The organism is Puia sp. (genome assembly GCF_035546395.1).
In the GTDB taxonomy this organism is placed as follows: domain Bacteria; phylum Bacteroidota; class Bacteroidia; order Chitinophagales; family Chitinophagaceae; genus Puia.
On sequence record NZ_DASZXR010000014.1, the window covers coordinates 611544 to 636535 of the forward strand.

Sequence of the window (24992 nt, forward strand, 5' to 3'; positions counted from 1 at the left end):
TCCCGACTGTTATGATCCGTAATAATTGGACCATCGCCGAAATAAAAGCCATCTACGATACCCCCCTGCTGGACCTCATCTATCGTGCGTCCACTGTCCACCGTGAGTACAACGCCATCGGCGAAGTGCAGGTCTGCACGCTGCTTTCCATCAAGACGGGAGGCTGTCCCGAGGACTGCGCCTACTGTCCGCAGGCTGCCCGTTATAGCACCGGTGTCAATGTACAGGCCCTGATGAAGAAGGAAGAGGTGCTGGAATATGCCGCCAGGGCAAAGGCCGCGGGTTCGACCCGGTTCTGCATGGGCGCCGCCTGGCGGGAGGTTCGCGACAACAAGGATTTCGATCGCGTCCTCGATATGGTGAAAGGGGTTAACGAAATGGGGATGGAAGTGTGTTGTACGCTTGGCATGTTGAATGAAGGCCAGGCGCAAAAGCTGGCCGACGCCGGTCTCTACGCTTATAACCATAATCTCGACACTTCGCCCGAGTACTACGGCGAGATCATCACCACCCGCACCTATGACGACCGGTTGAAGACCCTCGACAACGTCCGCAAAGCCGGGGTGACCGTCTGCTGCGGCGGCATTATCGGATTGGGTGAATCCCATGAAGACCGGATCGGCATGCTGCATACCCTTTCTACCCTTCCTCAACATCCGGAGAGTGTGCCCATCAACGCCCTCGTGCGGGTAAAAGGAACCCCGCTCGCGGAGAACGCCAAGGTTGATGTATGGGATATGGTCCGGATGATCGCCACTGCCCGCATCCTCATGCCCGCGACGATGGTGCGGCTCAGCGCGGGCCGCGCCGGGATGAGCCAGGCGGAACAGGCTCTTTGCTTTATGGCCGGCGCCAACAGCATCTTTGCGGGTGAGAAGTTGCTCACGACGCCCAATCCTTCTTTCGAAGAAGATAACCTGATGTTCGAATTGCTCGGCCTAAAGCCTCGTGTCGCCTTTAAAGACGAACAGGGCAACGCAGTTACGCCGGCGCTTGCGCCTGAGTCGCCAATGCAGGCCTGAGATGGCCCACTTCCTCGCAGATATAGGTCTTACCGGCCATGACCTCGTCGATGGCCATGATCATTTCCTGGCTGGATGAGTTCTTGGTGACGTAGCCACTCGCCCCGCTGCGCAGCATCTCGTTGACATAGGCGCGCTCAGCCTGCACGGATATTGCGATGATCTTTATATGGGGATAAAGCCCGCGAATCGTCCGGGTGGCTTCGATGCCATCCACGGGGCTCATATTGACATCCATCAGCATCAGATCGGGTTTTAGTCTCGCGGCGGAGTCGATTGCCTCCTGGCCGTTGGCGCATTGTGCGATCACCTTGATCCCCGGCACTTGTCCCAACACCCAGCTCCAGGCTTCGCGGACATGGAAATGATCGTCGACGATTATTAATTGGATCATGGAGGTTATTTTCTCAGGATTCCAAATTTAGGACATAGACGATAAAAAAAAAGAAAACCTGCCAAATCCACAACCGATTACCCATTTTCCCGTAAGGTGATCTCCTTACGGCCCGAGCCCGCCTCATAAAAAAGGGGCCTGACAAAGACGTCACCCCGGAACGCTAAGCGTTCCGGACATAAACGGAAAATGGCATGGTCGACCTTCGATAATCGACCTGCCATTTTCCCAACCCTTAAAACAACCAACATGAAAATCTATTGAAATAACATTTCCCGGGTTGTTTGTGTTCATTGTACCAGTGCCTGCTCGAGCACCTGTTGCATAGTTTTAACAAAATTGAATTTAAGGCCCTTGATAAAGGCTGAATCGATCTCCTGTACGTCTTTTTCATTCTGCCAGCAAAGGATCACCTCCTTCAGGCCGGCCCGCCGCGCCGCCAGGATCTTCTCCTTGATACCCCCAACGGGCAGGACCTGTCCGCGCAACGTGATCTCGCCGGTCATCGCCAGGTAGGGTTTCACGCGTTTCCCCGTAAAGGCGGAGGCCATGGCGGTCATCATGGTCACCCCGGCACTGGGGCCGTCCTTGGGTACCGCGCCTTCGGGGACATGAACATGGACGGTCTTTTTGTTGAAAGTCTCCGGATCGATATCGTATTTACGGGCGTTGGACTGCAGATAAGTAAAGGCCGTGACGGCGCTTTCCTTCATCACATTGCCCAGGTTGCCCGTCAGCTTCAGATCGCCTTTGCCCTCGCTTAGGCTGGTCTCGACGAACAGGATGTCCCCACCGACATAGGTCCAGGCCAGCCCGACGGCTACTCCCGGCATATTGGCAACCTTATAGAGATCGTTACTGTACCGGGACTTCCCGAGCACTTTTTCGACATCCGCTTGCGTCAGCTGCGCCTTTAACCTTCCTTTGAGCGCATATTCCTTGGCCTGGTAGCGCATGATCGAGGCCAGTTGCCGGTCCAGCTCGCGGACGCCGCTCTCCCGGGTATAGTCCTGGATCACCTTTTCGAGCACTTTGTCGGCAATCTTGAAATTCAGTTGTTTCAGGCCATGGGCCTCCCTCTGTTTGGGGACGAGGTGACGACGGGCGATCTCGATCTTCTCTTCCACGGCATAGCCGCTGAGATCGATGATCTCCAGCCGGTCCCGCAGGGCAGGCTGGATCGCGTTGATATCGTTCGCCGTGGCCACGAAGAGGACCTTACTGAGATCGTACTCCAGTTCGAGATAGTTGTCGTAGAAGGTGTGATTCTGTTCGGGATCGAGCACCTCCAGCAACGCGGAGCTGGGATCGCCGCGGAAATCGCTTCCGGTCTTATCAATTTCATCGAGGATCATGACCGGGTTCGAAGACTTGATCTTTCTCAACGACTGCAGGATACGTCCCGGCATCGCCCCGATGTACGTTTTACGGTGGCCGCGGATCTCGCTCTCGTCATGAAGTCCGCCCAGCGACATCCGCACATATTTGCGCCCGATGGCCTTGGCAATACTGCGGCCGAGCGAGGTCTTGCCGATGCCCGGAGGGCCGACGAAACAAAGGATGGGACTCTTCATGTCCCCCTTCAGCTTGAGGACGGCAAGGTATTCCAGGATTCGTTCCTTCACCTTGTCCATGCCGTAATGATCCTGGTCCAATATCTTTTTGGCCTTTTTCAGGTCGTAGGAATCGTCCGTGTAATCCTCCCAGGGCAGTTCCAGCATCAGATCGAGATGGTTGTATACCACGGAGTAGTCGGGGGTGCTGGGATGCATGCGTTCCAGCCGTTCGATACCCTTGCGGAAGAGGTCCTTTGCAGCAACGGGCCATTTCTTGGTCTCGGCCTTCTTTTGCATCTCCTTCAGCTCGCGTTCGTTGCTGTCGCCGCCCAGCTCGTCCTTGATGCTTTTCATCTGCTGCTGCAGGAAGTATTCGCGCTGCTGCTTGTCAAGCTCGGTCTTCGTTTTGTTGGTAAGCTTGTTCTTCAGCTCGGCGAATTGCAGCTCGCGCTGCAACAGCTGCATCAGCAGATCGGCGCGGGACTTGATATGGTGGATCTCGAGCAACTGCTGCTTTTCATGCAGCTCTGTGTTGAGATTGCTGGAGACGAAATGGATGAGGAAGGACGGGTTCTCGATATTCTTCAGGATGATGGAGGCCTCCGACGGGATGTTCGGCGACAGCTGGATGATCTGCGAAGCCAGGTCCTTGATGTTGGACACATAGGCTTCGAAATCCTGTTCCTTTGGCGCCTCCTCTTCCTGCAGGAGCACGACCTGCGCCTTGAAATAGGGATCTTCGGCCGTCACCGCGCCCACCTTGAAACGCCGCTTACCCTGAAGGATAACCGTAGTTCCACCGTCCGGCATCTTTATCAGCTTGATGATCCGGGCAACCGTGCCGACGTCTTCGAGGTCGGTGACGGTCGGGTCTTCGATGGTGCTGTCCTTCTGTGCAAGAACGCCGATCAGCTTGTCCGTCTTATAGGCGTCGTTGACGGACTTGATGCTTTTGTCGCGGCCTACCGTGATCGGGAGGACGACACCGGGGAAAAGCACCGTATTGCGCAGTGGGAGAACCGGAAGTTCTTTGGGGATCTCGATATCGTTCAGGCCTTCGTTATCTGTTTCATTCAAGGGTATGATGGGCATAAAGTCCAGATCATCTTCCGCTCGCATGAATAAGTTCGCTTTCAAATTCTACTAATTTTAATTTTCGGACCGGGTACTATCCGGTCCTTGGCCAAACCGGGGGTCCAGCGTACTTGGAATTGGTGACAAAATAGCACCTGTAAAGGAAAAATCCTACTCTTTTATGGACGAAATCTCTAAGGGACAAGTTTAATGCCAATGCAAAAGTAAGGCGTAAAAAAAAGAAACCCGCCTGTTTTGTCAGGCGGGTTGTCCTATCGCGGTAAATTTTAGCAGAATTGAACTGCCATCTTATATCAGAAAATGCGGAATCCGGCGTACAGCTGCCAACCCTGGTTCTTCCAGCTCGACTGGTCGTCCACATCATTGATATTGTTCAAACCGATAACATAGCGGGCGCCGACCTTAAGGCTGGCAAGGTTCAGTTGAGCGCCGCCGACGATCGAGAGATCGCCGCTCTTGAACGCCTGCTTGGCCTGATAGGTCAGATGCTCATCCTTATTCAACAGGATGCCGAATTGCGGGCCCACGAGAATACTCAGCAACGGGATCGGCCGGATATTAAGCAACACCGGAATGCTGAGATACCTCAGTTTCCCCTCATAGTTGTTGATGCCGCCATTATACAGATCTGCGAACTGTGTTCCGGTACGGTAGTTCGTCTGGTTGAACAGCAACTCGGGCTGGATGCCGAGATTGGGGGTGAAATTGATCTCGGAGAACGCGCCAATGTTGTAGCCGAACTTGTATTCCGAGCTAAAGGACTGGCCGTCTACCTTGAACAAATTAGCGCCTGCTTTGATGCCTAAATGAATGCCTTGCGCCCGGGTATGGAGCATGGCAAGTGACAGCGCCGCGAATAATACGAATGCGTTCCTCTTCATGATGGATTGTTTTTTGTTTAATGGATGGGATTGCATGTATTATTTCAACTTATATGCCAGGTGTTTTTAGGGTTATTTTTTCCTCAGTTTGAAATCACCCAGTTGATAGCCGATATACGCCTGAAAACCGTATTGGCGCCAGAGGTCCGTTGGACGGAAGCTGATGTTGTTGAGGTTCGCGGAATACCGGAGACCGAAGATCACCTTATTGAAATTCAGCTGACCGCCCCAGACGATGGAGAAGTCGTTGTGATTAAAAGCTTTCTTCCCATGGTCTTGCGGATTCTGCAGCAGGTCCGTGGTCTGCGTTACAAGATAGCTGTACTGCGGGCCGACAAGGATCGACAGCCAGGGACTGGGTTTGAAGGAAACGAAAATGGGGATGGCCGCATAGTTGAGATTCACCAGCTGCTGGCTGACGCCCCCGTAAATACTATTGAATTCGTCCGAGGTCTTGGCAATGGTCTGGTTCCAGACGATCTCGGGCTGAAGGGACCATTTCGAAGTGAAGTTCAGCTTACCCCAGACGCCCGCGCTGAAGCCCGGGTATTTCTTTCCGTCGAAGGACCGCCCGCTTATCCTCATCAGGTTACCGCCGGCCTTGATGCCCCACTCGAGGGATTGTTGAGCGTTGCTACGGGTCACAGAGGCCATGAGCAGCATTAGGACGAGGGAAAGGGACGCGGACCATTTGTCAAAAGCCAATTTGTTCATGCTGGGTTTCATTGTTGTTTTGCTATTTATGGGATGAAAATACGTTTGAATAGTTTATCGCTTTGTTAAAAATAAGTTGTCGTCCGCAAAGTGTGCTTCAGACGAGCTCGATGAGCGTGATCTCCGGCAGGATGCCGAAACGTCCCGGGTAACCGATAAACCCATATCCCCGGTTGACATAAAGCCGCTGGCGGCCTTCTTCGTACAGCCCCGCCCATTGCCGGTACAGGAACTGCACGGGACTCCATTTTAACCCCGGGAGCTCGACGCCGAACTGCATTCCATGGGTATGGCCGGCGAGCATGAGGTCGATGTCCGGGTATTTGGGCCGCACTTCGGCGTCCCAATGGCTGGGATCATGGCTCATCAGGATCTTGAAGGGGTATTTTTCCGTACCGGGGTAGGCCAGGTCCATCCGGCCGTATTTTGGGAACCGCGCTTTGGCGCTCCAGTTCTCGATGCCGATCAGCGCGATCTGCGCGCCATCCCTTTCCAGCGCCACGTGTTCGTTCATCAGGAGCCGCCAGCCCATTTCCTGCTGGATGGCCTTCAGGCGGTCCAGATTGGCTTTTTTTGCTTCGACCGACTCCCAGCCCGCATAATCCCCATAATCATGGTTGCCAAGGGTAGAAAATACCCCCATCGGCGCCTTCAACCGGCTGAAAATGGCCTGGTATTGCCCAACTTCGTGGGCATAATCGTTGACGAGATCGCCGGTGAACAGGATCAGGTCGGGCTTTTCGGCCAGCACCCTGTCGATCCCGTGACTCACGGCCTCGGGATTTGCCAAGCTACCCGAATGAATATCAGATAGTTGAACTATTTTCAACCCTTTGAAGGCAGCGGGAAGATTTTCATAGGCCAGCCGGACGCGGTGTAGTTTATAGTTGTATTTGTTGCTGAACCCATACACCAGCGCGCCCAGGATACCCGATCCCAGGCCCAGTCCCAGCCAGCTGAGAAAGACGCTGCGGGGGATGCCCGGTCCGGTGGCCGGAGCGGCCGCGGACCCGGCACGGGTGACGGCCCATTGGACGAGGCGGCGGATGTCGTCCAGCAACAGGAACACGGCGGCCAGTAGCTTGGCGATATAAAGGCCGAGGACAACGGCGATAATATAACCGCTCGCGCGGGTGTAATGCAAGCGGAAGTAAGGGAGCAGGACAAAGGCGGCGAGGGCGAGCACCGAAAGGCCCCAATAGGCGATGAAGATCGCGGTCCGGGTCCGGGGCAGAACTCCCTGGGTGATGGTCTTTATCCCCTGAAAGACATACACATCTATCAGGATCGCTATTATCAGGACGATCGCGAGAAACCTCCGGCTGCGCATTTCGGCATTATTTTGCGCAAAATTGCGGTAAACTTCCCGAAATCCTTCTGAAAATGTACATTTGCCGTCTAATATTTACGGACCAGCGGTCATAACTATGGGAAAGACTATCGGAGTTGCAAATCAAAAGGGCGGTGTGGGCAAGACCACCTCGGCTATCAACCTGGCGGCATCGTTTGCTGTATTGGAATTCAAGACCTTGCTGGTAGATGCCGATCCCCAGGCCAATAGTACGACCGGGGTCGGGTTCGACCTTCACAACGTCACCCAAAGCCTTTACGACTGCATGGTCAACCATATCCCGGTCAAGGATGTGATCCTGAAATCCGACATCCCGCACCTGGATGTAGTCCCTTCCCATATCGACCTGGTTGGTTATGAGATCGAAATGATCAACTATCCCAACCGGGAAAGTGTGCTGAAAGGCATCCTGGAGCCCGTAAAGAATGAATACGATTTTATCATCATAGATTGTTCGCCCTCGCTTGGGCTGATCACGGTCAATGCGCTGACGGCAGCCGATTCGGTCATCGTGCCGGTGCAGACCGAGTTCTTTGCGCTGGAAGGGTTGGGCAAGCTCTTGAATACCGTGAAGATCGTCCAGAGCCGCCTGAATCCCCAGCTGGCCATCGAGGGCATCCTGATGACCATGTATGACGGCCGGCTGCGTTTGTGCAACCAGGTGGTCAGCGAGGTGCGCAAGCATTTCGACGAGATCGTCTTCGATACCATCATCCACCGGAATACGAAGATCAGCGAGGCGCCCAGTGTCGGCAAGCCGGTGATCCTTTATGACGCCCTGAGCAAAGGCAGCGTGAACTACCTGAACCTGGCCAAGGAGATACTGCAAAAGAACAACCTGACGAGGATCCGGCAGGAAGAGAGAATTTTAGAATAAAAAGACAAAAATGGGCCACCGGCCCAAGCCGCCAAAACAATGTCTACTCCCCATAAAAAAGATAAAGAGGCCCTTGGAAAGGGCATCCGGTCTCTCCTGCAGAGCATAGATGCCGACCTGAAGACGACTTCCGGCGAATTGAAATCCTCCGTTGTGGAGGCAGTGACGAATATGTTGCGTATTCCGCTGGACCAGATCGAGACCAATCCGCGGCAGCCGCGGCATGATTTCGACGAAGTGGCGCTGCAGGAGCTGGCGCATTCCATCCGGTTGCATGATATCATCCAGCCCGTGACGGTGTCCAAGCTGCCGACAGGCAAGTACCGGCTCATTTCCGGGGAACGCCGCTTCCGCGCAGCGAAGATCGCCGGACTGAAGGATATCCCGGCCTATGTGCGGCAGGCCGACGACCAGCAGCTGCTGGAGCTGGCCCTGCTGGAGAACCTCCAACGGGAAGACCTGAACGCAATGGAGATCGCTCTCAGTTACAAGCGGATGATGGAGGAGCTGAACTATACGCAGGAGCAGGTGGCCGAGCGGATGGGCAAGGAACGAAGCACCGTCGCCAACTACATCCGCCTGCTGAAGCTGCCGCCCGACATCCAGGTGGCGGTACGCAGCAACCAGCTGTCGATGGGCCATGCGCGTGCCCTGATCAATGTGGACACCGTGGACAAACAGTTGTACCTGTTCAATGAGATCAAGACCAAAGGTCTTTCGGTTCGTCAGACCGAGGAGCTGGTCCGTAGGCTCTACAAGGAGAATGCCCCTGTTAAAAATTCGGTAAAGCCCACGCTGCCCGAAGCATTCAAACGAATTGAAGATAACTTAGCATCGCACTTCAGCACGCGGGTAAAGCTCAATCACAACAAGAAAGGCGAAGGAAGCATTTCCATTGAGTATTACTCGCTCCAGGAGTTGAACAAATTACTGGACCAGCTGGGTGTCTCTGTAAACTAAGCATCCTCAGCATGAAGATCTTTTTGGTGGTCGCGATGACTTTTTTCCTGCACCGATATTGTTCCGGTCAGCAGGCCGACACCATTCCTCCCAATCCGAAGGGTATGCAATTGCACCAGCCTGTCAAGCTTGCGGACACTTCGCGGGTAGACTCGTCGGGGAAGGTGCACCATGCCCGGAGGGACTCGCCCTACAAGGTCGATTCCGCGACGAAGCGGGTGCGCAATCCGCGCAAGGCGACGCTGTATTCCACCTTCTTCCCGGGCCTGGGACAGATCTACAACCATAAATACTGGAAAGTGCCGCTCGTCTGGGCGGCCGTCGGTATCCCGGCCTATACCTTCTTCTACAACCGCAGCTGGTACAACAAATGCCAGAAGGCGATCTCCATCATCGATACCTATCAGCAGCTGAACGTCCCGATCCCGGCGAGCGAGTATGCTACGGTAGATCCCAAGCTTCGGACCTTCCTGCAGGCCGGCGACGACAACTCACTCCGGAGCTATCGCAACGAGTACCGGAAGGACGAGGACTATTCGGTTCTCTTCGTTATCCTCTTTTGGGGGTTGAATATCGTCGATGCGACGGTTGACGCCCACCTGGCGAGCTTCGACGTGGGCAATAATCTCAGCTTTCGCTTCGATCAACCCTCTCCCAATGCAATGGTCGTGGGTGCGATGGGGACGGGCATGGGCGTCAGCCTGGTAGTCGATGTCCACAAAGGCCGGTTCAAGCGGCTTCCGGTGATGCCGTAGCGGCGCCGGCCATCCGGTTCCCGCACAATCAGTAAAAAAGGCAAATCACCAATTTTCCGGCCGAAGGCCAATCATTGGTCGGATTTTTTGCGAGGGCATATTTCCCGAAGGGCCCAACGCAAAAAATCGTAGCTTTGCAAAATTTGTTCGCAATATGAAGATCGCGCTTATCGGTTATGGAAAAATGGGAAAGGCCATCGAAGAGATCGCCGTTGCCCGGGGACATCGGATCGTCCTGACGGTATCGATCGATAATCTGCAAGACAATACGATCGAAAAGATCAAGCAGGCCGATGCCGCCATCGAATTCACGGGGCCGGAGAGCGCATTCGACAATGTTATCCGGTGCCTGGACGCGGGGGTACCCGTAGTCTCCGGCAGCACGGGCTGGCTGAGCCGGCTGGCGGAAGCCCGGGAATATGCCCGTAAGAAGAACGGGACGATGCTCTATGCCAGCAATTTCAGCGTGGGCGTCAATATCTTCTTCGAGATCAACAAGCGGCTGGCCGCCCTGATGGCCCCGCATCCGGAATATGAGGTGCAGATCACCGAGATCCATCATACGGAAAAGAAGGATTCCCCCAGCGGAACGGCTATTACGCTGGCGGAGGGCATCCTCGAAAAAATTACCCGTAAAAAAGGATGGGTCAATCATATTAGTGATAACTTAGACGAGTTGGAGATCATCAGCGAACGCGTGGATCCGGCGCCGGGCACGCATAGTATCAACTACCATTCCGACATCGATACGATCACGATCACCCATACGGCGCATAGTCGCCGGGGATTTGCCACCGGTGCGGTGTTGGCTGCGGAGTTCATCGCCGGTAAGAAAGGCGTTTACCAGATGAGCGACGTACTCGGATTCTAATGCACAACCTTACGAATAAAAAATGCTATCCAAAAAAACGCAATATGCCTTCCAGGCGCTAATGTACCTGGCGGAAAAGGAGACGGACGAGCCGGTCCTCATCGCTGAGATCGCCCGGAAGAAGAAGATCCCCCTGAAATTCCTCGAGAATATCCTGCTGGAGTTGAAAAATGCCAATATCCTCGACAGTAAGAAGGGGAAGGGCGGCGGCTATTATTTCGCCAAAAATCCCAAAGACGTGCCCCTCGCCACGGTCATGCGGCTGCTGGATGGCCCCATCTCTCTCCTACCCTGCGTCAGCCTGTATTTTTACGAACGCTGCAAGAACTGCGACGAGAAAAGTTGCGGTCTGCACACCGTTATGAGCCAGGTCCGCGACGCCAACCTCAAGATCCTCGAGAAAAAGACCATCGCCGACCTGGCCAAAGGATGATCCCGGCTAATCCCCTTTCGCCGCCCGTTTGCCGAGGTTGATGAAGTGATTGCAGCAGACCCTCTCCGCAATATCGAGCAGCCGGCGTATCCTTTCGGTCAGGATGCTCACCTCTCTCTCCGTGATGATGAACTCCTCCTTGTAACGGGCGCTGACATAGCCCGAAGATAAAAGCCGGAACAAGTCCTCCTCCTCTTCGTTGTCGAGCGGGAACAGTAAGGCCAGTTCCACCGAGAACCGGTTCGTGTAGCGCCGCAGCTTGTCGAGGTTATGCGTGGTGGGTTTATAACCCATAAAGGTGAGCAGAATGGCCTGGTAACATTGCTCGGCCGCCTGGTGAAGAAAAAAGGTGGCGGTGTTCCAGCTTCGCCTGCCCCGGATGAATTCGGCGCTGTGGAAGAAATCCCTCGCCACGCGGGTCCAGCGATCGAAATCCTTTTCCGCCATCATCCGTACTTCCTCCCAGTCGGGGATACCGGCGTCCGCCAGCGGCGTCCGGCGGGCATCGTAGAGAAGAGTTCCTTCACGCAGAACCGTCGAAAAGAAATACTGCCGCTCCTGCAGCTTTTTATTTACATAGGCGATATCGTGTACCAGGGCCGTTACGGCGGCTGTCTCCCGGCACCGGTTCTCGATGATATCCTGCAACTCGTAGTCCGACCGGCGCTCATCCTCCCGGGTGATGATGAGCAGATCGAACGAGACGAGCGAGGGCGGAAGCGCAGGGTCCGATCCGCCGTAGAGAACGATCTTTTCCACGTGCACTGCCCGCACGATCATCGGGACAAGCCGCTCCAGCAGGTGGCGTTGCTTCGGGGAAAACCGATGCAGGGAAGTATTCGGCTGAAAAGTCGTCATAGTTTTAAAGGGTTTATGCGTTAGCAATAATTTTGGCTATATTTGCAATAGAGCCGGATACAAATATCAACTTTTAGGAGATTCGTAGCAAAAAATTTACTAACAAATTTTCGGACTCTATTTTTATTGCTATGCACTATTTAGGAAAGAACCTGCGGTATCTGCGCAAGCAAATGTCTAAAACTCAATCGGAGATAGCCTCTTTGATTAAAAAGGGCCAGACAACCATCGGGAATTGGGAGAATGGCATCAGCGAGCCCAACCTGGATGAGCTGCTTGTAATCAGCAACTTTTTTGATATTCCACTGGACGCGCTTATCAAGGTGGATCTTGCCGAATCGAATATGGCTCACCGGCCGTCCCTTACCAGCACAGCCGTTTACGATCACGGCGCCGAGTCCTCTCCCACCGTGCAGGAGAAGGACGACCGGCTATCGTATGTATTGCAGGAGATAAAATCCCTTCGTGAAGAAATGGCGCGGCTGGATGCCCGAATAAAATAGAAAAGCGGCCTTCAGGCCGCTTTTCTTATAGTAGATTTTCGATGACCATCGCCGAGGCTCCGCCGCCGCCATTACAGATGCCCGCGGCTCCATATCTCGCCTTGTTCTGCCGCAGCACATGCAGCAGGGTCACGAGGATCCGGGCGCCGCTGGCGCCGAGTGGGTGACCCATCGAGACCGCTCCGCCGTTCACATTCACGCGTGCCGGGTCCAGCTTCATTCGCCGGGTATTTTCGATCGCGACGACCGAGAACGCTTCGTTCACTTCCCAGAAAGCGATGTCTTCCATCTTCAGCCCCGCCTTTGCAACGGCCTTCGGCACCGCGATCGCCGGCGTCGTCGTAAACCATTCGGGCGCCTGTTCGGCATCCGCCCAGGAGAGGATCCTGGCCAGCGGCCTCAGCCCAAGTTCATCGGCTTTCTCCCGGCTCATCAGCACAAGCGCCGCCGCGCCGTCATTCAGCGTGGAGGCATTGGCGGCAGTGACCGTTCCGTTGGTTTGAAACGCCGGCTTCAGACCCGGTATCTTTTCGAATTTGACATTATAAGGCTCTTCATCCTTAGCGACGGTGACCGCATCGCCCTTCCGCTGCGGGATCTCCACCGGCACCACTTCTTCGGCAAATCGTCCCTCTGCCCAGGCCGCCTGGCTGCGTTTATAGCTGGCGATAGCAAACTCGTCCTGCTGTTCCCGGGTGATGCCGCAGGTGGAAGCACACAGATCGCCCGCGTTGCCCATCGCCTGCCCGTCATAGGCGTCGGTCAGGCCGTCCTTCACCAGTCCGTCGACAAGCGATGTGTTCCCATATTTATTTCCCCAGCGAACATCGCCGGAATAAAATGGCACGTTGCTCATACTTTCCATGCCGCCGGCCACCGCGATATCGATATCGCCAAGCATGATCCCCTGCGCCGCATAGGCAACGGCCTTCATCCCGCTGGCGCAGACCTTGTTCACCGTCGTACAGATCACGTCATCGGGCAGACCCGCGCCACGGGCCGCCTGCCGCGCGGGAGCCTGCCCCAGGTTCCCCTGCAGGACACAACCCATCATAACCTCCTGTACCCGTTCGGGCGCAACGCCCGCCTTTTGTAAAGCCCCGCTGATGGCGGCCGCGCCAAGCCGGGTTGCGGCAAGTTCTTTTAAGGCGCCGCCAAAACTGCCGATCGGCGTCCGTACGGCCGAGACAATGACCACTTCTTTATTCATTGTTTGATCACGATTTGGGCCGTAAGATAATAAAAACTAACAAATGTTAGTCCTACTCTCTTTTCAGCACCCGGTCCCTGAGGATCTCCTGCATCGCCGACTCGAAGTAATGCTGGCTCACGGGGACCTCCGCCGCACCCAGCTGCAGGACATTGCCCCGAATGCTTTTTATCCGGTCCTTATTGACGATAAAAGACTTGTGCACCTTGACGAAACGGCCGGCAGGCAGATGGGCAAGCACCCCCTTCATCGTCAGGTATACTATCAGCGGGCGGGCACGGGTATGCAGCACGATATAATTGGTCATCGCTTCGACGTATTCCAGCTCTTCATACAGCACCTTTACCAGGCTGCCGTCGCATTTGACGAAGAAGTGATCGGCTTTTTGCCCAGCCGCCGGAAGAACCCGTTCCCCGTATTTGCTCCGGGCCTTGTTGCAGGCCCGCAGAAAGCGTTCGAAGGAAAACGGCTTTACGAGATAGTCCACCACATCCAGCTCGAAGCCGTCCAGCGCATATTCGGCATAGGCCGTCGTAATGATGACCATGGGCTGATAGAACCGGCCGGCCGATGCGCGAAGGAATTCGATGCCGCTGAGCTTGGGCATATTGATATCGAGGAACAGCAGGTCCACCTGTCCGCTGCCCAACAGGGCATCGGCCTTCAGCGGGTTCTCCGCCATACCGGCCAGCTCGAGGAATTCGATGTCCTCGAGATACTCCTTGATCACCTTCCGGGCCACCGGCTCATCGTCGACTATAACGGCTCTCAGCAACATGGGTCTTTATGTTTAAGCGTAAACGAACTTCAAACGATTCACCGCCATCGGTGATCTCCAGCTGATGCCTGCCGGGGTATTGCAGGTCGAGGCGCCGCCGCGCGTTGGCGATGCCGATACCCCCCTTCTCCATTTCCAGCCGCACCATTCCCTCGTCCTTCGTGTTGTAGGCCCGGAAAAGCAGGTCTCCCTCGTCGCGGTGCAGCGCGATGACGACGGTATTCTCCCGGTCCTCGTGATTGCTGACATACTTGAAGGCGTTCTCCACAAAGGTGATCAGCAGCAATGGCGCGATGGTGAAGCCGTGGATGTCATCGGGGATATCGACCACTACTTCCAGGTTCTCATCCTTCCGCTCCTGCTGGAGCGCGACATAGTTGCGGATATACTGCACTTCCTTTTCGATGACGATATTGTCCACGTCGCATTCATACAATTGGTAACGCAACATCTCCGAGAAACTGAGCAGCATCGTCCTGGCTTTACCGTTCTTCCGGTCGATATGCCCATAGATGGAATTGATGGAATTGAATAAAAAGTGGGGATTGAACTGCGCTTTCAGGAAATCCAGCTCGTTACGGATCCTCTGCTTTTCCATATTGTCCAGGTACTGCCGGAACCAGATCTTTTCCAGCACCAGCCGGATGGACACCAGGAAGATGACCCAGATGAAGATGTTCAGGAAGCTGTCGCGGAATACCGTCGCGGCATCGGGAACGGGAGAGCCGGGCCGGAAAAAATGCACCTGCAGCCAGATGGCCAGCGGAGTCCGCAACAGGGCGGTTATGGCAATGGCCGCCGGCAGAAAGAGGGCAAAGGCCAGGTATCTCTTCCGGTTGAGGAGCTTTGGGATGGCGAAATGTAGCTGGGCATAGTAATTGGCCGCCACGAAGAGGAGATAACAGAATTGCACCGTCAGCGTCCGCGTAACCGTGAACACCCGGTCGCGGAACAGGGTGACCCAGCACAGGTAGAGGCCGACCCATAGCCCGATGGATATCCAGATATTGTTTCGCTTCATTGGCCCCCCAAAGGTAGATGGCATGCCCCCGAAACAAAGAGAAATTACATGAAAGGAGCGAAATCCTTGATAACTTGGGGCCATGAAAGCAGCGACCATCCACGAGATCAAACAGGAGCTCCAATCCCTCCCCCCGGCCCGCCTGTCCGAACTATGCCTGCGGCTCGCAAAATTCAAGAAGGACAACAAAGAGCTCCTCACGTTCCTGCTTTTTGAAGCCGCGGATGAAGCGGCTTACATCGCGGGCATCAAAAAGAGCATCGATGACGAATTTGAAGGGTTGCCCAAACCCAATCTCTACCTGACAAAAAAAAGCCTGCGGAAAGTGCTGCGGGTCACGGCCAAACAGATACGCTATACCGGCTCCCCGCAGGCGGAGGTCGAGCTGCTCACTTATTTTCTTCGTAAGCTGAATACCAGCGGCATCGCCTACCGGGATAGTCCAGTGCTGGTCAATCTCTACCGCACCCAGCTGAAAAAAGTGCGTGGCGTGATCGATGGGCTGCATGAGGACCTCCAATACGACTATCTCCGGGAATTGAAGGGGCTCGAGTGATAAATTAGTATCAGGAAATAGTAAAAAATCACAGCCGCGGTCTTGGGTTACGGCCTATCTTTATTCATTATGAAAATACGCCATATCCCCTTTATGCCTTTATTTCTCCTGGTCCTTGCGGCGGGCGCCCAAACCCCCGCCGATCGCCAAAAAGTAGAGAACCTGCTCCGGCAGATGACGATCGACGAAAAGATCGGGCAGATGACGCAGGTAACCCTCGGCGTCGTTTCGACCCCGCAAGACGGCGTGCTCGATCCCGCAGCGCTGGCAAAGGCCATCGGCGAATACAAGGTCGGCTCTATCCTCAATGTCACCAACCATGCCCTTACGGCGGAGCAATGGCGGACCGTACAGGCGCAGATACAGGACGAGGCGAAGAAGACCCGGCTGAAGATCCCGGTCATCTATGGACTCGACGGGATCCATGGCCAGACCTATACCCTCGACGCCACGCTGTTCCCCCAGAATATCGGGATGGCCGCCGCGCGTGATCCGGAGCTCGTTGCCGCCGCAGCAAAAGTGACGGCAAAGGAGCTGCGGGCTTCCGGCGTCCGGTGGAATTTTGCGCCGGTGCTGGACTGCGGCCGGCAGCCGCTCTGGTCCCGCTTCCCTGAAACCTATGGCGAAGACGTCTATATCGGCAAGACCTTCGGCGTCACGGCGATCAAAGCCTATGAGGAGGATGGTCTGAAGAATCCTACCGCCGTCGCCAGCTGCATGAAGCATTACCTGGCCTATTCCGCCTCCCGCACCGGGAAGGATCGCACGCCGATCTATCTTCCCGAGATCGAGATGCGGGAATACTATCTGCCCCAGTTCCGCGCTGCAGTGAAGGCAGGGGCCTCGACGCTGATGGTCAACTCCTCCGAGATCAATGGCACCCCAGTGCATGCAAGCAAATACCTTTTGACCGACGTCCTCCGGAAACAGCTGGGATTCCAGGGCGTGATCGTCACCGACTGGGAAGACATCATCCGGCTGCATACGCGCCACAATGTCGCCCCCACGCCCCGCGCGGCGGTCGTGATGGCCGTCAATGCCGGTATCGACATGAGCATGGTCCCAACCGATTTTTCCTTTTTTATCCTGCTGAAGGAGGCCGTGCAAAAGGGTGAAGTATCGCTGAGCCGGATCGACGACGCCGTCCGGCGTATCCTGTTGCTGAAGGCCAAAGTCGGGCTCTTCGACAATCCTTATCCCGAGCCCGCTGCCGCGGCCAATTTTGCGCTGCCGGAATACCAGCAGCTGGCGCTGCGCGCGGCCCATGAGGCGATGACCCTGCTGAAGAACGAGGAGGACTTCCTCCCGCTGCGCGCCGGCATGCATTTATTGGTAGCGGGCCCCGCAGCCCGGAGCATCAGCGCCCTGAACGGATGTTGGAGCTACACCTGGCAGGGGAAGGAAGAACAATGGTATCCTGCCGGCAGCAAGACGATCTACGATGCCTTGGCCGAAAAATTTGGCGCCGATCATGTGACCACGACGGCAGCGGCCGGGTTCACCAGCGCCGCGAACTATGATACTACGGCGTTAAAGGCTGCGGCGGCGGGCTCGGATGCCATTGTGCTTTGCCTCGGCGAGAATGCTTACGCCGAGAGTCCCGGCACCATCGGCGATCTCGCGCTGCCCGACGACCAGAAGGCCCTTGCGCGCGCGGCGGCATCGACCGGCAAACCGGTGATCTTCGTATTGACCGAGGGAAGACCGCGATTCATCACCGATATCGCCCCCCTTGCGAAGGGTATCCTGCTGGCTTATTGGAGCGGGCGAAAAGCGGCCGAAGCGATCAGCGATGTCCTTGCCGGTGACTATAACCCCGACGGCCGGCTGCCTTATAGCTATCCCCGCAGCAGCGGCGAGATGGTGCTGTATGACCGGAAGCCGACGGAAGATATCCGTGAGATCTTCAATTCGGATATGACGATGGACGGGTATAAGCCGATGTGGCCTTTTGGCTGGGGGCTCACCTATACGCATTTTGATTATAGCGATCTCCGGCTCAGCAGCGCCGTTTTAAGCGGCGCCGGGAAGCTGACGGTCAGTGTAACGGTGAAGAATAGCGGCAGCCGCGATGGGAAACACACAGTCGAGCTTTATACCCGGCAGCATTATGCCAGCATCACGCCGAACATGCGGCGGCTACGTGCCTTCAAAAAGATCTTCCTGAAAGCAGGCGATTCACAGACAGTCAGCTTTACGCTGGATCGCGATGATCTCGCCTTTGTCAACGCGGCGCAGAAGACGGTGACGGAACCCGGAGATTTCGATGTGTATATCGGGAATAGGAAGGCGGGCTTTTCTTACAAGGCTCAATAACCCCATTTCTTCATGATATCGAGGTCATCCTTGCAGGAATCGAAGGGATCCTTGCCCTGGTAGGACTCCTGTTCGATGATGAAATACTTCGTCCCGTTCTTGCGGCCCACATCGCATACCTGTTTGGTATTGACGATACCCTGCCCGAGGATCGTGCTCTCGTACTTCTCGTTCCCCGACGTCGCCTTTATCTCGTCCTTGACGTGCATCAGTTCGAAACGGTCGGGATACTGCATCACGATGGCGATGGCGATCGCTCCGCCGTTATAGAGATTGCCCATATCGAGCTGCTGGGCCACCAGAGCCGGATCGGTGTTCTTCATGATGATGTCGAAAACCTTCTGGTTATTGAGAACGGTATTGAACTCGAAATCGTGGTTGTGATATCCGAATTTCATCCCATGGGCCTTGCACAGCTCGCCGGCCTTGCCGAAGAGCTCGATAAAGCGCATGAGATCGTCATAGCTTTTGCGCACGCTTTCATCGATCCAGGGACTGATGACGTATTTCTGTCCGGCGACGGCGGCGTCTTCGACGAGCTTCTTCCACTCATCGGTAAATTCCTTCTTTGCCGGGTCGTAGTCCTTGGGGTCGAGCCGCGTATGGCCGCTGTGCATCTTCAATCCATACCCGTCCAGCAGGGTCCTGAACTCTTTTGCGCCGTAGCCATAGAACTTACCATTACCATACCCGGCGTGCTCGACGTATTTGTAGCCCATATCGGCCAGCTTTTTCAGGCTGCCCGAGGGGTCTTTCCGCATAGCATCGCGAACGGAATAGAGCTGAACGCCGACCATTTCTCTTTTAAAGGCTGATGCGAAAGATGTCCCAGGGAGAAAACCGGCGGCAGCTACGGCCAGGGTGCTGTTCTTCAGGAAGGTTCTGCGAGAGTAGTTCATATGATAGCGAATGTAATTTTTTTTGCTCCGGGGGCCAAAAAAATTATGGAAATCCTCCTTTTCGTTATCTTACCCGGTTATCCAACATCGATTACCCATGATCAGATCCTTCTCCTTCTTGTGCCTGCTTTCTTGTCTCCTGGCCGCCCGGGACGGATTCGCAGCCACCGACTCCCTCCCCTCGCCCTGCCTGCAAACAGCTGAAAAACTGCTGGATGAGGTGCTCGGATTCATGCAAAAGACCTACTACCGCAAGAGCGAGGTATCCTGGCCGGACCTGACGAAGAAGGCCCATGAACAGCTTCGCAGTGCGGGCAGCTGCGAGGATGCCTATTCTTCGATCAGCTGGTGCTTCAAAGAATTGAACGAACGTCATAGTTTCGTGATGCCGGCCGACAGGGTGGCCCGGTATATCGGGGATGAGGACGCCGATATACCGCCCAACCTGGCGCAGCTGGTGGGGGAGATCAGGGGCGAATGGCTGCAGGACAGCATCGGCTACCTCACCATACCCTGGGTACAAACGGAGGACTCACTGATCTGTCAACGCATCGCCGACAGCCTCCAGACCGTCATCGCCCGGCTCGACTCCCGGGGGATCTCCCGCTGGATCATCGATCTCCGGAAGAACTCCGGCGGCAATATGTGGCCGATGCTGACCGGTCTTGGTCCCTTGCTGGGCGATGGCATATACGGCTATTTTGTCGGTTCCAATGAGCGCGTTCCGATCTCCTATCGCGACGGTTCGGCCATCCAGGGCCGCCATGTCCGGTGCCGGGTAAGCCATACCGGCTATCGCACTCTTCATAAACATCCGGCCATCGTCGTGCTGACCGGCCGGCGGACGGTCAGCGCAGGGGAGACGGTCGCCCTTGCCTTCCGCGGCATGGAACAAGCCTACCTCATAGGTGAGCCCACCGCGGGACTGACGACGGCCAACGCCACCTATTCCCTCTCCGATAAATCGATGCTGGTGCTGAGCGTCTGCCAGGAGGCCGACCGCACCGGCCGCGTTTGCGAAGGCAGCATCCAGCCGGACCGCGTCATCGCCGCCAATTCGCACACCGCCGGAGAGGACGCGGCCAAGACCGCGGCGATCAATTGGCTGATGACTAAATAGTGAGTGGACGACATTTGCGGGAATCCCCTAATTTTAGGGAAATACCGCTAATGATAAGAATTGCGCTTCGCGGCGTTGGTGTTGTCGGCCTTATATGCCTCTTTTTAGCCTGTAACCAGGGAGGCGGCGCCTCATCCGGCACGGACGCCGGCCTGGCCGGCTTCAGCAAGGATAGTCTCGCCGCATCCATCAAGACGCTGTCCTCCGACGAGTTCCAGGGCCGCCGCCCATTTACGGCGGGTGAAACGAAGACCATCGACTATCTCGTCAACGCCTATACCGCCCTCGGCCTCGAGCCCGGTAACGGAAACAGTTATACGCAGGACGTACCGCTGGTGGAGATCAGCCCCTCGGCGCCCTCATCGCTGGCCTTCCACTCGCCGAAGGGAGACCTGTCCCTGCAAAACCTCACCGATTTCGTCACCTGGACCGAACGGCCCGATACGCTCGACGCCCTGAACAGCAACGAGGTGGTCTTTGCCGGATTTGGCATCGTAGCACCGGAATATAACTGGAATGACTATTCGGGATTGAATGTGAAAGGGAAAACGGTCATCGTAATGGTGAACGATCCGGGCTTTTACGACTCCACGCTTTTCAAAGGGCACACGATGACCTATTATGGCCGCTGGACCTATAAATATGAAGAAGCGGCCCGCCAGGGCGCCGGCGCCTGCCTTATCATTCACAACACCGCTGCCGCCTCCTACCCTTTCCAAGTAGTGCAGTCGTCCAACGGCGGCGTAAAGCTTCACCTCGACACCCGCGACAACCCCTCCTACCAACTGACGCTGCAGGGATGGATCACGGAGCCGGCCGCGATGAAGCTGCTGGCGGCGGCAGGAAGGGACAGCAGCCTGCTGAAGCAGGCGCAACGCCCGGGCTTCAAGGCCGTATCGTTACCCTTGACGCTTACGGGCGCCGTCCATGCGAAAGAAGTGTACAACAAGTCGCACAATATCATCGCAAAAATTACCGGCAGCAAATATCCGAACGAATACGTCGTCTTCTCCGCGCACTGGGATCATCTCGGCATCGGCAAACCCGATGCGAAAGGCGACTCCATTTATAACGGCGCCGCCGACAACGCCAGCGGCACGGCCGCCCTGTTACAGATCGCACGCGCGTTCAAAGGTCTTCCCGAAGCGCCGGAGCGGACGGTCCTCTTCCTATCGGTGACGGCCGAAGAGCAGGGGCTGCTGGGCTCGGCCTGGTATGCTCAGCATCCGGTCTATCCCCTTGCCACAACGGTTGCCGATCTCAACATCGATGTGATCAACACCTATGGACCCACAAAGGATATTACTTACAGCGGCAAGGGGCAATCCGATCTGGAGGATTCGCTCGCCGAAGAGATGAAGAAGCATGGCCGCTATGTTGCCCCCGAGGACCATCCGGAGGCCGGTCACTACTTCCGTTCGGACCACTTCAATTTCGCCCGCGCCGGCGTTCCCTCGCTGACGGCGGACGGTGGCGTCGATGACGTCGCAAAGGGAACGGCCTTTGGAAAACAAAAGCACGACGAATACACGAGCCGGCGCTATCACCAACCTTCCGACGAATACGATCCGAACAGCTGGAACCTGCAGGGTGGATTGGAAGATATCGAAGCAGTCTACGACATCGGGCTCCATCTCGCCGATAGCCATGGTTGGCCGCAATGGAAAGCGGGCAGCGAGTTCAAGGCGATCCGCGACAAGACGACAGCGGAGCGAAAATAATTTTTTGTTTGCTGATTTGCTAAACCACTAAATTTACCCTTTATCTATACATTAAGATGGGAGACCTTCAAATTAAAAAACAACCCAGGAAATACGATGCCGTGATCGTAGGTTCGGGTGCGGGCGGCGGAATGGCCGCCTATGTGCTTGCCAATGCGGGGCTGAGTGTTTGCCTGCTGGAAGCAGGACCGATGTTCGATCCGAAGAAAGACAGCAATCAATTAAAGAATCCCTGGGAGTCGCCACGGCGCGGAGCCAGTACGAAGTACCGGCCCTTTGGCGATTTCGACGGTTGCTATTGGGGATGGGAAGTAGAGGGAGAGCCTTATACGCAGACGCATAACAAGGGAACGACCCCCTGGGAGTGGTGGCGTGCGCGGATGCTGGGCGGCCGGACCAATCACTGGGGACGGATATCGCTTCGTTTTGGTCCGAAGGATTTCAAGCGGCGCAGCATCGATGGACTGGGCGACGACTGGCCGATCGGTTACGAGGATGTCAAGCCCTACTACGACAAGATCGATAAATTGCTGGGCGTGTTCGGGACGAACGAGGGATTGCCCAATGATCCGGACGGTTTTTTCCTTCCCCCGCCGAAGCCCCGGCTGCATGAACTGATGATCAAGAAAGCGGGCGCCGCCGCCGGTGTACCCGTGATCCCCTCACGCCTTTCGATCCTGACCAAGGTAACACCGGACCTCGGCCCCGGGAGGAACCAGTGCTTTTTCTGTTCGCAATGCGGCCGCAGTTGCAAGGTCTACGGTGACTTTTCGTCTTCCTCCTGTCTGGTGATCCCGGCATTGAAGACCGGCAAGGTCGATCTCGTTACCAATGCGATGGCGCGCGAAGTATTGACCGACAAGGAAGGCCTCGCGACCGGCGTCTCCTATATAAACAAGGAAGACATGCAGGAATACCAGGTGAGCGGACGGACGGTGATCCTCGCAGCCAGCGCCTGTGAAAGCGCGAGGTTGCTGCTGAACTCCAAGTCGGAGCGTCATCCCAACGGGTTGGCCAACGGCAGCAATGTCGTCGGAAAATACCTGCACGACTCTACCGGCTCCGATGCGGGCGGGATCATTCCCGAACTGTTCGACCGGAAAAGATACAACGAGGACGGTGTGGGCGGGATGCATGTCTATGCTCCCTGGTGGCTGGATAACAAGAAGCTGGATTTCCCCCGCGGTTACCACATCGAGTTCGGCGGCGGCTTCGGCATGCCCCTCTATGGTTTTTCCTGGGGTATCGAAAACATGAACGGCCAGTTCAAGGTCAAAGGCAAGGTAAAGGAAGCCGGCGGCTATGGAGCCTCGCTCAAAGAGGATTATCGCTATTTCTTCGGCGCGCATGTGGGCATGGCCGGCCGTGGCGAAGCTGTCGCCAATATCAACAACTACTGCGAGATCGACCCCAATGTCGTTGACAGATACGGCATCCCCGTTCTGCGGTTCAACACCAGCCACTCCGAACACGAGATCAAGCAGGCGAAACACATGCAGGAGACCTTTGCGGAGATCCTGCATCAGATGGGCGCAGTACAGACCTGGGGACATGAAAACAATAAGGACAACAATTATGGTTTGCATGCGCCCGGCAATATTATCCATGAAGCAGGTTCCGTCCGGATGGGCAACGACCCGAAGACGGCGCCGCTGAACAAGTGGAACCAGGCGCATGAATGCAAGAACTTGTTTTGCATGGACGGCGGTCCCTTTGTATCGCAAGCCGACAAAAACATCACGTGGACGATCCTGGCGCTCTCGATGCGCGCCAGCGAACATCTCGTCGACGAACTGAAAAAGCAAAATCTCTAAGACTATGGACAGAAGAAAATCAATAAAGGCGCTGATCGTTGGAACGGTATCGACCGGGGTGCTGGTCGAAGCCTGTAAGACCGATGACAAGAAGGCGCCGGAGACCGCAGCGGAAGCAGTGAAAGAAGGCGCCGCTCCGACGATCAACCGGATGAAGGAAGAGACCGAACATGAGAAAGAGGTGGTTTCAAAAACCTTCTTTACGCCCGACGAGATGACGACGATAACGATCCTCGGTGATATCATCATCCCAAAGGACGAGGTGAGCGGCAGCGCCTCCGATGCCGGCGTGCCTGCCTTCATCGAATACATCGTAAAGGAAAAGCCGGAACACCAGACGCCGATGCGCGGCGGGTTACGCTGGCTCGATGTGCAATGTCTCAACCGTTTTGGGAAGCAATTCAAGGATTGCTCACAGCCGCAGCAGATGGTGCTGGTGGATGCCATCGCCTTCCCCAGGAAAGCAAAGCCGGAAATGGCGCAGGGTGTGGCGTTCTTCAGCCTGATGCGCAATCTCACAGCGTCGGGTTTCTATACCTCGGAGATCGGGGTAAAGGACATCGGTTATATCGGTAATGTTCCCAATCAGTGGAACGGTGTGCCGGAAGACGTGCTGAAGCAGCATGGACTGGCCTACACGGAGAAAGAGTTGCGTGAATGTTACGATCCGACAAAAGCATAAAGAGAAGAGGCCGTCTAAAGACGGCCTCTTCTCTTTTATAGAAATAGCAAGCAACGATTAGTTGAAGATCGGCTTGAAATAATATCCCTCTTCACTGAGGACAAAGCTGTTCGGAACAAAGCTCAACAGGGATTTCTTAACCATATCGGTAGCTTCCTGTTGATAGTGCGTGCCCACCTCGGGAGTCTTCATCGCAAACTGCCAGCTTTGAATTTTCAAGAGGGCGATACGGCTTTCCTGGAGAAGGTAATTTTCTTGACGACGGAACTCTTCAGCCAGGTAGTTCTGATTGTTCTGTATGTACGGGGTCATAGGGATTGCATCAGTTTTATTAGAATATTGGATTTGTGGCAGCAGGCCCAGGCCTGCCTCATATGGAAAACGCCGGTGGCGCTGCTAAATTGTGTGGTCCGGCCCATTTTGTCCTTCCGCCGGAATTTTTTTCCCATCGGGGGACGATCCTGGGCCAGAACCAAGATACATGAGGTTTATTTTCAATGGATTGCGTTTTGGCACCCGATTAGTATGACATAGATCAAACAGTTCTTCCAAAACAACGGTTCAACTCAAGATATTACCTTCCAACGTTTGACGGCCATCAATAG

24 protein-coding genes are annotated in these 24992 nt (G+C 55.5%); 13 read left to right on the forward strand and 11 right to left on the reverse strand.

Annotated elements, in window-relative coordinates:
- Positions 1 to 11: 11 nt before the first annotated feature.
- Positions 12 to 1022 (forward strand): biotin synthase BioB, encoded by a 1011-nt coding sequence (gene bioB, locus VHE34_RS15285; RefSeq protein ID WP_325589428.1) that lies wholly within the window; start codon positions 12 to 14, stop codon positions 1020 to 1022.
- Here bioB and VHE34_RS15290 read toward each other — a convergent pair.
- The 5 genes from VHE34_RS15290 to VHE34_RS15310 all read right to left on the reverse strand — a co-directional run bounded on the left by VHE34_RS15290 (position 982) and on the right by VHE34_RS15310 (position 6992).
- Entirely contained in the window at positions 982 to 1416 is a 435-nt protein-coding gene (locus VHE34_RS15290) for a response regulator transcription factor (RefSeq protein WP_325589430.1), read from the reverse strand. The two genes, bioB and VHE34_RS15290, sit on opposite strands and share 41 nt — an antisense overlap.
- Before the next feature lie 290 nt (positions 1417 to 1706).
- Complete coding sequence (lon, locus tag VHE34_RS15295; RefSeq protein WP_325589432.1) at positions 1707 to 4109, reverse strand: endopeptidase La; 2403 nt, start codon at positions 4107 to 4109, stop codon at positions 1707 to 1709.
- A gap of 251 nt (positions 4110 to 4360) precedes the next feature.
- Positions 4361 to 4948: a porin family protein gene (locus VHE34_RS15300; RefSeq protein ID WP_325589434.1), complete on the reverse strand. Its 588-nt coding sequence runs from the start codon at positions 4946 to 4948 to the stop codon at positions 4361 to 4363.
- Positions 4949 to 5020: 72 nt separating this feature from the next.
- A complete protein-coding gene (locus VHE34_RS15305) occupies positions 5021 to 5662 on the reverse strand; it encodes a porin family protein (RefSeq protein WP_325589437.1) in 642 nt (213 codons plus the stop codon).
- 97 nt (positions 5663 to 5759) lie between these two features.
- Positions 5760 to 6992, reverse strand: a complete 1233-nt coding sequence (locus tag VHE34_RS15310; RefSeq protein WP_325589439.1) for a metallophosphoesterase — start codon at positions 6990 to 6992, stop codon at positions 5760 to 5762.
- Positions 6993 to 7089: 97 nt separating this feature from the next.
- On the opposite strand from VHE34_RS15310, the gene VHE34_RS15315 reads away from it, so the two are divergent.
- The 5 genes from VHE34_RS15315 to VHE34_RS15335 all read left to right on the forward strand — a co-directional run bounded on the left by VHE34_RS15315 (position 7090) and on the right by VHE34_RS15335 (position 10909).
- The gene (locus VHE34_RS15315) at positions 7090 to 7890 is read left to right on the forward strand and encodes an AAA family ATPase (RefSeq protein WP_325589441.1); all 801 of its coding nucleotides are present in this window, start codon (positions 7090 to 7092) and stop codon (positions 7888 to 7890) included.
- A gap of 39 nt (positions 7891 to 7929) precedes the next feature.
- Entirely contained in the window at positions 7930 to 8850 is a 921-nt protein-coding gene (locus tag VHE34_RS15320; protein ID WP_325589443.1) for a ParB/RepB/Spo0J family partition protein, read from the forward strand.
- 11 nt (positions 8851 to 8861) lie between these two features.
- Positions 8862 to 9605: a DUF5683 domain-containing protein gene (locus VHE34_RS15325; protein ID WP_325589445.1), complete on the forward strand. Its 744-nt coding sequence runs from the start codon at positions 8862 to 8864 to the stop codon at positions 9603 to 9605.
- A 154-nt stretch (positions 9606 to 9759) separates the two neighbouring features.
- Entirely contained in the window at positions 9760 to 10476 is a 717-nt protein-coding gene (gene dapB, locus VHE34_RS15330; protein ID WP_325589447.1) for a 4-hydroxy-tetrahydrodipicolinate reductase, read from the forward strand.
- Between the two features lie 22 nt (positions 10477 to 10498).
- Positions 10499 to 10909 (forward strand): Rrf2 family transcriptional regulator, encoded by a 411-nt coding sequence (locus VHE34_RS15335; protein ID WP_325589449.1) that lies wholly within the window; start codon positions 10499 to 10501, stop codon positions 10907 to 10909.
- 6 nt (positions 10910 to 10915) lie between these two features.
- Here the strand turns inward: VHE34_RS15335 and VHE34_RS15340 are convergent, their stop codons facing one another.
- Complete coding sequence (locus tag VHE34_RS15340; RefSeq protein ID WP_325589451.1) at positions 10916 to 11767, reverse strand: HEPN domain-containing protein; 852 nt, start codon at positions 11765 to 11767, stop codon at positions 10916 to 10918.
- 131 nt (positions 11768 to 11898) lie between these two features.
- Here VHE34_RS15340 and VHE34_RS15345 point away from each other — a divergent pair, with 131 nt between their 5' ends.
- On the forward strand, positions 11899 to 12270 hold the full coding sequence (locus VHE34_RS15345; protein ID WP_325589453.1) for a helix-turn-helix transcriptional regulator: 372 nt from the start codon (positions 11899 to 11901) through the stop codon (positions 12268 to 12270).
- A gap of 25 nt (positions 12271 to 12295) precedes the next feature.
- Here the strand turns inward: VHE34_RS15345 and VHE34_RS15350 are convergent, their stop codons facing one another.
- The 3 genes from VHE34_RS15350 to VHE34_RS15360 are packed head-to-tail and all read right to left on the reverse strand — an operon-like array spanning position 12296 to position 15279.
- On the reverse strand, positions 12296 to 13480 hold the full coding sequence (locus VHE34_RS15350) for an acetyl-CoA C-acyltransferase (RefSeq protein ID WP_325589455.1): 1185 nt from the start codon (positions 13478 to 13480) through the stop codon (positions 12296 to 12298).
- A gap of 52 nt (positions 13481 to 13532) precedes the next feature.
- The gene (locus VHE34_RS15355) at positions 13533 to 14258 is read right to left on the reverse strand and encodes a LytTR family DNA-binding domain-containing protein (RefSeq protein ID WP_325589457.1); all 726 of its coding nucleotides are present in this window, start codon (positions 14256 to 14258) and stop codon (positions 13533 to 13535) included.
- On the reverse strand, positions 14227 to 15279 hold the full coding sequence (locus VHE34_RS15360; protein ID WP_325589459.1) for a sensor histidine kinase: 1053 nt from the start codon (positions 15277 to 15279) through the stop codon (positions 14227 to 14229). The genes VHE34_RS15355 and VHE34_RS15360 overlap by 32 nt, the downstream gene beginning before the upstream one ends.
- Positions 15280 to 15361: 82 nt before the next feature.
- Here VHE34_RS15360 and VHE34_RS15365 point away from each other — a divergent pair, with 82 nt between their 5' ends.
- Together VHE34_RS15365 and VHE34_RS15370 are read left to right on the forward strand one after the other, a co-directional pair.
- On the forward strand, positions 15362 to 15835 hold the full coding sequence (locus VHE34_RS15365) for a hypothetical protein (protein ID WP_325589461.1): 474 nt from the start codon (positions 15362 to 15364) through the stop codon (positions 15833 to 15835).
- 93 nt (positions 15836 to 15928) lie between these two features.
- Positions 15929 to 18151, forward strand: coding sequence for a glycoside hydrolase family 3 N-terminal domain-containing protein (locus VHE34_RS15370; protein WP_325589463.1), 2223 nt, complete (start codon positions 15929 to 15931; stop codon positions 18149 to 18151).
- Here VHE34_RS15370 and VHE34_RS15375 read toward each other — a convergent pair.
- Positions 18145 to 19050 carry a TIM barrel protein gene (locus tag VHE34_RS15375; protein WP_325589465.1) on the reverse strand — a complete coding sequence of 302 codons (906 nt, stop codon included), beginning with the start codon at positions 19048 to 19050 and terminating at the stop codon, positions 18145 to 18147. The genes VHE34_RS15370 and VHE34_RS15375 overlap by 7 nt on opposite strands.
- A 97-nt stretch (positions 19051 to 19147) precedes the next feature.
- On the opposite strand from VHE34_RS15375, the gene VHE34_RS15380 reads away from it, so the two are divergent.
- From VHE34_RS15380 to VHE34_RS15395, 4 genes are read left to right on the forward strand one after another with little or no spacing between them, the layout of a single operon-like run.
- Positions 19148 to 20170: a S41 family peptidase gene (locus VHE34_RS15380; protein WP_325589467.1), complete on the forward strand. Its 1023-nt coding sequence runs from the start codon at positions 19148 to 19150 to the stop codon at positions 20168 to 20170.
- A 50-nt stretch (positions 20171 to 20220) separates the two neighbouring features.
- Positions 20221 to 21891: a M28 family metallopeptidase gene (locus VHE34_RS15385; RefSeq protein WP_325589469.1), complete on the forward strand. Its 1671-nt coding sequence runs from the start codon at positions 20221 to 20223 to the stop codon at positions 21889 to 21891.
- Positions 21892 to 21947: 56 nt separating this feature from the next.
- Positions 21948 to 23705: a GMC family oxidoreductase gene (locus tag VHE34_RS15390; protein WP_325589471.1), complete on the forward strand. Its 1758-nt coding sequence runs from the start codon at positions 21948 to 21950 to the stop codon at positions 23703 to 23705.
- Between the two features lie 4 nt (positions 23706 to 23709).
- Positions 23710 to 24387, forward strand: coding sequence for a gluconate 2-dehydrogenase subunit 3 family protein (locus VHE34_RS15395; protein WP_325589472.1), 678 nt, complete (start codon positions 23710 to 23712; stop codon positions 24385 to 24387).
- A gap of 57 nt (positions 24388 to 24444) precedes the next feature.
- Here the strand turns inward: VHE34_RS15395 and VHE34_RS15400 are convergent, their stop codons facing one another.
- Complete coding sequence (locus VHE34_RS15400) at positions 24445 to 24699, reverse strand: hypothetical protein (protein WP_325589473.1); 255 nt, start codon at positions 24697 to 24699, stop codon at positions 24445 to 24447.
- Positions 24700 to 24992: the final 293 nt, after the last annotated feature.